Source organism: Photobacterium japonica, from assembly GCF_050337005.1.
Classification (GTDB): Bacteria; Pseudomonadota; Gammaproteobacteria; order Enterobacterales; family Vibrionaceae; genus Photobacterium; species Photobacterium japonica.
Map to the genome: position 1 here is coordinate 1 of NZ_JAKJSN010000098.1, position 8,434 is coordinate 8,434.

An 8,434-nucleotide genomic window follows, 5' to 3' on the forward strand; every position below is an offset into this window, starting at 1 on the left:
GTTATATTCATATCCGTAGTTTATTTCAACAAATAACAAATAACAAATAACAAATAACAAATAACAAATAACAAATAACGAGAGTGTTCATAGTTCTGTGTCAGCGTAATCACAGATCTACATACTCATCGACCCGACCAGGGAAGTGGATGCTTAACTGAGAGCACGTCGTATTTGCTCAATGGTATTGATGAATCGCTAACTCATTTTTGCCGCAATCAAGGCTGCTTCAGCGATCAGCTCTAAAGAGGTTGTGGTCTATACATTGCACTTTAAGTTGCATATGTTTCCAACTGCATCAATGTCACATTTTTGTTCATTTAAAGAACTTACAATCAGAGAGTACCCGGCATGATGATAACCCACCATATTGGTTACTGACTTTGAGAATAAAAGAATCAATAAAAACAGTATGAATGTGAATGGAGAAACACAATGACAACTGGAAAATATTTGCGTTGGAAGGATGAAAATGGGAATGCGTTTCGGCCCGTCTCGCTGACTGGAACGGAATTACTCAATGATCGAACCTTGAATAAAAGTACCGCATTCTCATACGAAGAACGCAAAATGTTCCAGCTGGATGGGTTGCTCCCCCCGAGAGTGCAAACCTTTGAACACCAATTAAATCGTGTTTATGACGGGTTTAAAAATGCATCAACGGACATTGAAAAGTACCTGTTCTTACGTGCCCTACAAGATCGTAATGAAACCCTCTTCTATGCATTACTTTCTCGCCATATTGAAGAGATGACCCCTATCATTTATACCCCTACAGTGGGTAAAGCCTGCCAAGAATTTAGCCACCGTTATCAGAAGGCGCGTGGTTTATATGTCACTCAAGACAACGTAAGTAAGATGGATGAGCAGGCACAGCATTTTTCCGGTAAAGATATCAAGATCATTGTTGTGACCGACAGTCAGGGTATTTTGGGATTAGGCGATCAGGGTGTAGGAGGGATGGGGATCCCGATTGGTAAGCTATCCTTGTATACCCTAGGAGCCGGTATCCACCCGGCACACTGTCTTCCTATTGCGTTGGATGTGGGTACAGACAACCAAGATTTATTGGATGATCCTATGTACCTTGGTATACCTCGTCGACGGTTACGTGGGGCAGAATATAAAGCCTTCATCAAAGAATTTGTTCATCAGGTTAAGCGTACTTTCCCGAATGCCGTGCTGCAATGGGAAGATTTCAGTAAATCGAATGCGTTTGACAACCTGACTGATTATGAGGAGTTTCTGCCGTCGTTTAATGATGATATTCAGGGGACGGGCTCGGTGGTACTCGCGGGCATTTTGGGGGCTGTGAAGATCAAGCAGGAGTCACTGGCTGATCAAACCTATGTGGTGTACGGTGCAGGTGCAGGCGGGGTTGGTGTTGCTGACCAAATCTATGCCGGGTTACTGAAAGAAGGGTGTTCGCATACGGCGGCGCGCGATAAGATCTTTATTCTCGATTCCCAAGGGTTGGTGTTTGATGACCGAGATGGCTTAGATGAATACAAAAAACGCTATGCGAAGCCAAGAGCTTTAGCCGAAGGCTGGCCGGTAGCAGAACCCGGCAAAGTGTCATTAACCGAGCTGATCAATCACCATCCAGTGACGGTGTTGTTGGGGACTAGTGGCATTGGCGGGGCATTTCAGGAAGAGCATGTCCAGAAGATGATGGAATATACCAAACGGCCGATGGTGTTCCCATTGTCGAACCCGACAGCAAACTGCGAAGCCGTGCCAGGAGACATTTATCAATGGAGTGATGGTCAGGCTATTGTCGCGACAGGTAGCCCGTTTGATAATGTGACTTACAATGGTTATGACTATCGCATAGGCCAAGGGAATAATGTCTTTATATTCCCAGGTGTCGGGCTTGCGGCCATTGTTTCACAGACGTCGAAAATCCCCTTAGATATGTTTACCACCGCATCTTATGCGTTGGCTGAGCAGGTGAGTGACGCTGATTTACAGAATGGATGTGTTTTTCCGCGTATTAGTCAGCTAAAAGATGTTTCTCTGCATGTCGCGAGCCGCATTTTGGAAAACATGCAGGCGACGGAAGCCAATAGTGCATTGGTGGGTAAAGATATTGAGCAGGAACTTGCTGCGCATATCTGGGAGCCTGTGTATTTACCTTATCGCAGAGTGTAGTAATTAAACAATAATTAAACAAGACACCCATACTTTTGTACTTCCTTGCCTTGTTTTCAAGGTTTGATTTATCAGCGATGAATCAATAGGCATCTAAAGGATGCCAGAGGCAAGGAAAACAAACGTGAGTTTAATGGGCATCGTCATACCATCCCCTTCAATTAAATCATTTTGTCACGTTACGTCTTTCTCTCTGTCATATGAACTTGATTAACTCTGTGTGTTTTTTGAACTAACGCGGAATGGAATCATCACGCGTTGGATGTTATTCAATATCGACATAGGGACATGTAAGTCATGAATTCGACCTCTACGTTTGTATTCACAAGCGTTCTCGCAATGTCATCGGCGTCTGCCAGTGTGTTGCCAGATAACCAGACTCAAAGTGTGTGGTTTCAGGATGGGCAGGCAAAAATCGAAGAGATTAGCCAAAAGCCCGTTGCTTATGATCAAGCAAAAAATGTCATTCTGTTTATTGGGGATGGTATGGGGATCAGCACACAAACCGCCGCGCGTATCTTCGTTGGGCAAAGCCAAATTAATCATCAGGGGGGCGAAGAGTTTTTATTGAGCTTCGAGCAGTTTCCTTACACCGCCTTAGCTAAAACCTATAACACTGACATGCAAGTGCCCGATTCAGCCGGCACGATGACCGCCATGGTCACGGGTGTGAAAACACGGGCGGGGATGCTCTCGGTCAGCGATTATATTGATCGCGGCGACTGTGGCGTTGACGAAGCAACACTCAAAACCTCCCTAGAGTATGCGGCGCAACGCGGTATGAATACGGGTGTTGTCTCTACGGCCCGGATCACGCATGCAACCCCTGCAGCAACGTATGCGCATATCTCTGACCGCGGCTGGGAAAGCAGCGTACCTGAAGACTGTGACGGTAAAGTCAAAGATATCGCGTTGCAGTTGGTAGAAGCATCGTCGGCCATCGACATTGTTTTAGGGGGCGGACGTCGCAGCTTTGAGCCGAGTGGTGAAGGGCTCTCTGGGCGTCGTACCGATTCACGTAACTTGATTCAGGAATGGATCGATACCGCCCCAGAGCAACGCCAGTTTGTTGATACAGCCTCTGCAATGAAAGAGCTGTCTGCCGACGCTGAGCAGAAAGTGCTGGGGTTATTCTCAGACTCTCACATGGAATATGAGCTACATCGCAGTGACACAGAGCAACCGTCGCTCACTGAAATGACGGATACCGCGCTGGATTACTTAATGGCTGACAATGATGGCTTTTATCTGATGGTGGAATCGGGCCGTATTGATCATGGCCACCATGCGGGTATTGCCAAGTTAGCGCTGACGGAAACCGAGCAGTTCCATCAAACGATTGAACACACGGTGCAAAAGTTGGCCGATGCGAATCAATTGGATGACACCCTCATCATTGTGACTGCAGATCACTCCCATGTGATGACGATGGCGGGCTATCAGCAACGCGGTAATCCTATTCTAGGCTTAGTGGCTGGCGAAAGCGGAAACACACTCGCCAAGGATGATAAACCTTATACGACCTTGGGTTATGCCAATGGCCCTGGCGCCTTGACGACGTTTGTGGACGGTCTGCGGGCGGATTTAAGCGGTGTTGATACCCAAGCGGATGATTTCCAGCAACAAGCCTTAGTGCCATTAACGAGCGAAACCCATGCCGGCGAAGATGTGGCAATTTATGCAATGGGTCCTGGCGCGCAATGGTTTAACGGTTTGGTTGAACAAAATTATATCTATCACGTGATTAACCGTACCTTGTCGTTGCAAGGTCGACGCTACGAATAATGGAGAACATCATGAAAACACACTATTTGCTGCGTACATCTTGGCAACGTGCATTGTTGGCCGGCTCGGTCGCATCTGCGTTGGCTGTTACGGGGTGTAATGATTCCGATCAGGCTGACGTGTCTGACGGTTCAGATACAGTAGACGTTGTGCCATCGGTTGGGGCGGCGAACGCTAATAAGTGGTATGACGAAGGCGAGAAGCTGTTAGCACAGAACATTGATCTTGTTGATAAAACGCAAACGGCGAAAAACATCGTATTGATCGTGGGCGACGGGATGGGGATCTCGACCTTGACCGCAGGCCGTATTTTGGTCGGCCAGCAGCAAACTGATAGCGAAGGTGGCGAAGAGTATGCCTTGAGCTTTGAACGTTTCCCGCATGTTGCGCTATCAAAAACCTACAATACGGATTCACAAACACCGGATTCTGCCGGCACCATGACAGCGATGATGACGGGGGTAAAAACCTTCCGTGGCGGGATAAATATTGGTTCATCAGTGAACTATGGGGATTGCACCGCTTCACAGCAAGATGAATTGGTATCCGCACTCGATCTGGCCAAAATGGCAGGCATGAGTGCTGGGATTGTCGCCACGGCACGGGTTACACATGCCACCCCCGCAGCCACGTATGCGCGAACCCCTGCGCGTGGATGGGAGGCGGATTACTACATTAAACGCGATGCGCAAGATGGACTCGGTTGCACCGATATCGCCGATCAACTGGTTAACTATGATGTCGGTGGCGGGCTGGATGTGGTGCTCGGTGGCGGACGCCGTAATTTCCTCGATTATACGCAAAGTGAGGGATACGGATACCGTGATGATGGCAGAAACCTCATCACTGAGTGGCAAGCGAAAGACGCGGGCAATGTCTATGTGGAAGACCGCCAAGCATTAGCCGGCATTGATGTGAATGATACGGGACGTTTAATGGGGCTGTTTAGCCGTTCACACATGTCCTATGAAGCGCAACGGGATACGAACGAAGAGCCGTCATTGGCCGAAATGACAGAGTCGGCGCTCAATGTGTTGTCGAAGAATGAGAAAGGCTTTTTCTTAATGATTGAAGCAGGGCGTATTGACCATGCCCACCATGGCACCAAAGCCGGGTTAGCACTGCATGATACGCAAGCACTGCATCAGGCCGTTGAACGTGTCGTTGAGATGACCAACCCAGAAGAAACGCTGATTATCGTGACAGCTGACCATTCCCATGTGATGACGATGGGAGGCTATGCCGAGAGAGGAAACGATATTCTTGGTTTGGTACGCAATAGCGGCGGTGAATTACAATTGGCGCTGGATGGTAAGCCTTATACCACGTTGCTCTATGGCAATGGCCCAAGTGCTCGTGATAATCAGTCGTATGATGCCAATGGGGATCGTGTCGCACTGTATGATGAAGGCTTAATGGTTGACAGTAAAAACCAAGCATTAGTGCCTTTAAGTAGCGAAACCCATGCGGGGGAAGATGTGGCGATTTATGCGACAGGTCCGGGGGCGCATTTCGTGAGAGGGACGTTAGAGCAGAATATGATTTTCCATATTATGAATCAGGCCGGTGATCTGATTAATCGCGCTGAAGAGGGCGTGGCAGAAGCAGGTTCCGGTTCATGACGGGGCATTTCTGCCATACAGCGGAGCGAAAGCTCCGTTGGTTTCGTCGCCAGCTAGGAATGGTGGGAATGGTAAAGTCAGTACGATTCGCAGGGAGAGTGAGTTTCGCGGGTTTGTTTGGGTGCCTCGTTACGGCTCAAAGCACAGCTTCTGATGTTCATCCTGACGATACGCCAGTGGGACGGGTTGCGCATTATACGATGACCAACAGCTTAGGTTTTCAATCACAAGCGAAAATCATTCAATTGTGGATGAATGCGACTGATCGCGTGTTGTTTTATCCCCAAAGTGATATCGCGGAGCATTGGACCCGAGATAAGCGTGAACAGACGGAATTCTCCCGCCATTTCTTATCGGCAGAACGCAGTATTTATTATCCTCAGGGGGCATTGCGTTCGTTGCAGTTACCGATGGATTGGCAGGGGGTCGGTCAGCTTATTTCACCCAAGATAACAGAGCAACTTTCTGAGGTGGATTGTGACAAAACGGCTGTATTGGCAGTGAATGTGGCATCCAGTGAAAAAGTAACATGCTACCGAGGGAAATTGGGCGATCAAACCATCAAATTAGCGTGGCTTGATGAGGAAAACATACCTGCTTATCTTAACATCGCAGGAAAGATGAAGCGCTATGAATACACCTTAACGGATCATGAGCCGTGGCAAGCCACACATACAGACACGGTGATGCGATGGAAGCGTTTTTTAACCACGGATTACGCTGATGTCGCTGATGATGCGGTCGATGATCCCTTCCTAGCGAGAGCGGTAGCCGCAGGGTATGTGTATGCCGCTGGGGCGCATCGCCACTGAGGCAGCAGAATCTGTCTTGTAATGAACACTGCCCATCAATGACAAAAAAAGCTCGCTATATAGCGAGCTTTTTTTGTGCCAGATACCCAAGTTAAGTGCTTATGTGATGAAGAGCGATCTGGATTTTATGAAATGACTCTAATTTTTTACTTAACCTGAAAGGGTAGGGTGATATCACTAGGCACATCTCAGGATAATTAATGAAAGTATGTTACTTGTCAATTTCAAGTTTATCAGTGTTAGTCTCCATACTCACATCTTAATAACGTGTGTCCATTTCCATAAATCCTATGTTTGATAATGTTTAATAGTGATGAAACATACAGTTTTCGTCAATGTGATTTTTGAAACGAAAAACTTTCAAGTAAAAGGAAAGGGCTGAATCAATCCAATGAAAAATAGAATAACAAAGCGTAATAGAAAGAAAAATCCTTTTAAAGTACCTAGTAAATCAACTTTAGTTGACTCAAACTCATTGTGTGCAAATAAGACGAACATTGAGCAAGAAGCAGGGATGGCCGCACCTTTTGATGGTGGGGAAACTAAAGTCAGTAAATTCAAGCTTGGGTTGAATTTAATCAGTCAGCGGGAATGGACTATTGTAAAATATTTATTGTGTAGCATTGTTATTATTTGTGCTTATTTTTTCATTAGAGACGACTCGCCAGTATTGGCGATGATGTTGTTGATGTCATCGCCAATTTTACTGCTGTGTATGCCAATGACATTTTCGGTCATTGTTGGTGGAATGTGGAAGATGTTATTTGGTAAAGATATTGAGACAAGATACATAGGGGTTTGCTTGTACTCATTTTTAATATTGCCAATACTTGCGCTGTGGGTTGGGAGAAATAGCCATTTTATGGGTTCAATCGAATCAGATGTTAAAATTTTCGCATATACTTTTATGTATATGGGAATATGTATTGTTATTGCAATATTGGCTTCTTTACTAAAATCATTAGCCGTTTTTAGAAAAACATCATTTACCGCTGTGTCGCTTGTACTGTTATCAATAGGCTTGTTAATTGTTGAGATGTATTATCCATATCCTGAAACGCGACTGACCAGCGAGATAACAACACACTGCTATGAAAAGACAAAGAAAGAGTATGAGTATCGTTCTTCGAGAGTAAGGCGCGAGTACGAAATTGAGCAGTGTTTTGTGAAATTTACCTATGACGGTGAAGTCATGCGTATGTTTTTACATGGCAGTGGTACTAATGTGAAAATTCGGCATGGACTGATTGATCATTATACGTTGAGTCACTGATACTTCAGGCTTTAGATGATAAATGTGAGTATTTCTTCTTGCTTTAATGGCTCTGGGCGCTCAGAGCCATAGATGTTGGGTTGCGCTTTATTGACGGTAGCGACGTTGAATTGCATGAATGCATTCGTTATGTTATTGACACCAAATTCGCTTATCCTCACTTGTTATTTTTACAGTTTGGCTGATCTTTTTAATTGCTGCTGTGAGGTCAGGGTTCGCTTGATTGAATGTTCCAAAACCGCCACCAGTCCAGCGATCACCTTCAAAGCATAAGTTAACAATGTAATCTTGGGGAAGTTGTGATTGGTCAAATTCAGGATTCGTTTCAATGGTGGTAATAAATTCAAATATATCACCATCAAACTTCTCATTACTATTGTATACTTTTTTAATTTTGCCGACCTTCTTAACTGTATGCCATCCTGGATCGTCATCTTCTGATGGGATAACGTTGATTTCTTTAAGAGTAAATAAAATAGTCGCATCAGTGTTTGTGTATGCGTCTTGTAAATATTTAAACCATGCAGGATGTATTGTTACGATTGAATCGGCAATAGCATAGCTACTGTAGAAAGTATTGAGTATTAAAAAGATTATCCATTTCACTAATTATCTCCGGTGATTCATGATACGTGTTGTATTTTCATGAAAGAGCATGCCTTACCGTGTTTGATTTTTCAAGTTATACATTCAAGCAAATAAAATAACTGTCGGTGTTGTCTGTATCGGTTTATATCAATGCTTGCCATTTTTATATTCTTATTGTGTATATTGATATTTTTATAAGGTTG

The 8,434-nt window shown here is 45.2% G+C and carries 6 protein-coding genes; 5 read left to right on the forward strand and 1 reads right to left on the reverse strand.

Features of this window, described 5'->3' with window-relative positions; genetic code table 11:
* Positions 1-435 precede the first annotated feature (435 nt).
* The 5 genes from L4C36_RS23025 (at position 436) to L4C36_RS23045 (ending at position 7,643) form a co-directional block, all read left to right on the forward strand.
* A complete protein-coding gene (locus tag L4C36_RS23025; protein ID WP_428480111.1) occupies positions 436-2,151 on the forward strand; it encodes an NAD-dependent malic enzyme in 1,716 nt (571 codons plus the stop codon).
* Positions 2,152-2,448: 297 nt separating this feature from the next.
* Positions 2,449-3,936 carry an alkaline phosphatase gene (locus tag L4C36_RS23030; RefSeq protein WP_428480112.1) on the forward strand — a complete coding sequence of 496 codons (1,488 nt, stop codon included), beginning with the start codon at positions 2,449-2,451 and terminating at the stop codon, positions 3,934-3,936.
* A gap of 11 nt (positions 3,937-3,947) precedes the next feature.
* Positions 3,948-5,558, forward strand: coding sequence for an alkaline phosphatase (locus L4C36_RS23035; RefSeq protein ID WP_428480113.1), 1,611 nt, complete (start codon positions 3,948-3,950; stop codon positions 5,556-5,558).
* Positions 5,559-5,758: 200 nt separating this feature from the next.
* Positions 5,759-6,370 carry a hypothetical protein gene (locus tag L4C36_RS23040; RefSeq protein WP_428480114.1) on the forward strand — a complete coding sequence of 204 codons (612 nt, stop codon included), beginning with the start codon at positions 5,759-5,761 and terminating at the stop codon, positions 6,368-6,370.
* A gap of 391 nt (positions 6,371-6,761) precedes the next feature.
* Entirely contained in the window at positions 6,762-7,643 is an 882-nt protein-coding gene (locus L4C36_RS23045; protein ID WP_428480115.1) for a hypothetical protein, read from the forward strand.
* A 132-nt stretch (positions 7,644-7,775) separates the two neighbouring features.
* On the opposite strand, the gene L4C36_RS23050 is transcribed toward L4C36_RS23045, so the two are convergent.
* Complete coding sequence (locus L4C36_RS23050; RefSeq protein WP_428480116.1) at positions 7,776-8,249, reverse strand: hypothetical protein; 474 nt, start codon at positions 8,247-8,249, stop codon at positions 7,776-7,778.
* Between the last annotated feature and the right edge of the window lie 185 nt (positions 8,250-8,434).

What these genes read in the sequence shown, in the direction of transcription:
- L4C36_RS23040 (WP_428480114.1), top strand. Translation starts at nt 5,759, where the DNA reads ATGACCAACAGCTTAGGTTTTCAATCACAAGCGAAAATCATTCAATTG.
- L4C36_RS23030 (WP_428480112.1), top strand. Translation starts at nt 2,449, where the DNA reads ATGAATTCGACCTCTACGTTTGTATTCACAAGCGTTCTCGCAATGTCA.
- L4C36_RS23025 (WP_428480111.1), top strand. Translation starts at nt 436, where the DNA reads ATGACAACTGGAAAATATTTGCGTTGGAAGGATGAAAATGGGAATGCG.
- L4C36_RS23045 (WP_428480115.1), top strand. Translation starts at nt 6,762, where the DNA reads ATGAAAAATAGAATAACAAAGCGTAATAGAAAGAAAAATCCTTTTAAA.
- L4C36_RS23035 (WP_428480113.1), top strand. Translation starts at nt 3,948, where the DNA reads ATGAAAACACACTATTTGCTGCGTACATCTTGGCAACGTGCATTGTTG.